The organism is Bartonella sp. AA81SXKL (genome assembly GCF_042196945.1).
Classification (GTDB): Bacteria; Pseudomonadota; Alphaproteobacteria; order Rhizobiales; family Rhizobiaceae; genus Bartonella.
The window spans coordinates 1-2432 of record NZ_JBHIRH010000058.1; the positions used below are offsets into that span (position 1 = coordinate 1).

The following is a 2432-nucleotide window of genomic DNA, read 5'->3' on the forward strand; positions in this document are numbered from 1 at the left end:
GCTTGGACTTTATACTGAGCAATCTTTTGAGTGGTCAATATTCACCGCATAATTTATTGGGAGCTGAACAGATTTCGTTGGGGGGCGCTTCCAATGTTCGTGGTACGCGTGAGAGTTTGCTTTTTGGCAATAACGGTTTTTTTAGCCGGAATGATTTGTTGCTACGCACCGTTCCGTGGAGCAATCACGCGACCTTCAAAAAGGTTTTTGGTGAACTTCGCCCTTATGTTGGTTTGGATTATGGGCGTGTTTTTGCACAACCCTTGTATGGGATTAAGAGTGATCAGCTTGCCGGTTGGACAGCAGGTGTCAAGCTTGCGGGAGGCATGGTCTCTCTTGATGCCAGTTATTCCAGTATTTTTTGGAGCACAGTTAAGCACAAAAAATCAGGAACATTTTTTATGACATTAACAATGGAACTTTAAGCATTTTTTATTGGGGAGTTAAAGTATGAGATATGAGAAGAGAGCAGAAAGAGCAGCTTTATTAGGTGTTTTAGTCTCCAGTACGATGCTCAAAAAGGTTTTATTTGGGGGACTTGGTTTTTCTTGTTTGTTAGCCCCTTCAGCGTTACAGGCGCAAATTACTGTGGATCCTAACGCGAATGCCGCCCATCGTCCAGATATAGTGGCAGCGCCCAATGGGGTTCCCTCGATTGATATTGTTACCCCCAATGGCAAGGGCTTATCGCACAATAAATATAACGATTTTAATATTGGAAATCCGGGTGTGATTTGGAACAATCATGCGCAAGAAGTGGGGCAATCGCAGTTGGGGGGCATTATGCCGGGCAATCCGCATTTGCGCCTCACGGGTTCGGCGAAAGTGATTTTAAATGAAGTGACCAGCAGCAAGCGCAGTGCGCTTCATGGTCCAGGAGAGGTTTTTGGGAGCCCCGCCGATGTGATTATAGCCAATCCCAATGGGATAAGCTGTGATGGTTGTGGCTTTATCAATACGCCCCATGCGACTTTAACCACAGGTGTTCCCGAAATTGATGCGAGCGGTTTTTTGAAAGGCTTTGAGGTGCGAGGTGGGGATATTACCTTTGGCGCTAAGGGAGCCAATTTTTTCTCTGGTCAAGGAGCGGTTGATATTGTCGATATTGTCTCACGCACAGTGCATTTTGAAGGAGCTGTTGCGGGCAAGGAGATTGGTGTGACAGCAGGGACGGGTCACTTTGATTATGCTTCACGGGAAATGAAAGAACTGACCGATATTACCGGTAAACCGGAATATGCGATAGATGGTTCTGCTTTGGGGGCTCTACAGGCGGATCAGATTAAACTTGTGGCAACAGAAAAAGGTGTTGGGGTTCGCATGCGCCATGATATGGCAGCCAATGCGGGGCAGTTGCATCTTTCTGCTGACGGGAAAATCTCGTTGAAGAATGTTTTTGGTCATGGGGGCGTTGTCCTCAAATCGAAAAGCCAGAGCGTATTGGCAAAGCACATCACCTCGAAAAAGCATATTGATATTGCCGCCCATAAGGATGTGACGTTAGAAACGGTTGGTGCTGATGGTCATTTGAAGATAGAGGCGCAGGATGGGCTTTTATCGATTGCCGGTAAGGCAACCTCTGGGGGCAATATGGAGCTTTCTTCGCGCCAGACACTTCAAGTTTCAGGGCTAGGATCAGGCGCTGATATGGCTCTTGAATCGGGCGGAGACTTGAAGCTTGAGGGGATTGTTTTAGCGCAAGGGAACCTCAAGGCGCATGCCGGTGGTGATATACAAGCTCATTTTTTAGCCGGTGGGGTTGATATGGCGGCAACGGGTGCTGCTGGTGTTGTTGTTCTTGGCACCCAAGGGGATGTTGATCTCCAGAGCAGTCAAGGTGCGATTGTTGCTGAAAGTGTTTATGGAGCAGGAGATATCACCCTGGTTTCTCATAACGGGCTATCTGTTTCTCAAACAATTCTGTCGCATCAAAATGTTGCCATTCAAGCACAACCAGAAACAAATGCTCCCGTTCATTTTGGGCAACTTTTAGCCTATGGCAAGGCAAATATTGAGGGTGGGGCGGTTGACTTTTCTTCGCTGATGACGGGTGAAGAAGCTGTTTTAAAGGTTGGCAGCCTTGATGCAGGCACACTGATGACAGGTGTCGTTTCTACGGGCGGTTCAGGGGATCTTGTTTTAGATGAAAAGGGCTTTCTTTTGATTACAGCAAAAGAAGGGGTGAAGGTTGGTCAGATTGCCAGTGGTGGCAATATTGAAATTTTTGCAGGCAACGACATCTATTATGATCAGGTCATGAGCTATGGCAGCGCAACATTGACATCGGTATCTGGAGAGATCAGTGTTGAGAATGTGTTGTCTGCTGAGGGGGATGTGAGATTGACGGCAAACACTCTCGATTTAAGCAATAATCGTTCTCATATTTACACGCCGCAAACGCTGTATTTAATTGCAGATCATATTGATGTCTC

General features: G+C 46.8%; 2 protein-coding genes. Both read left to right on the forward strand.

The features are described 5' to 3' along the window. Positions 1 to 425 (forward strand): ShlB/FhaC/HecB family hemolysin secretion/activation protein (locus ACFINZ_RS09360; RefSeq protein WP_375701383.1); only part of this gene is annotated, 425 nt, incomplete at its 5' end. Positions 426 to 450: 25 nt separating this feature from the next. Next, positions 451 to 2432: filamentous hemagglutinin N-terminal domain-containing protein (locus ACFINZ_RS09365; protein ID WP_375701384.1), on the forward strand; the 1982-nt coding region annotated here is incomplete at its 3' end.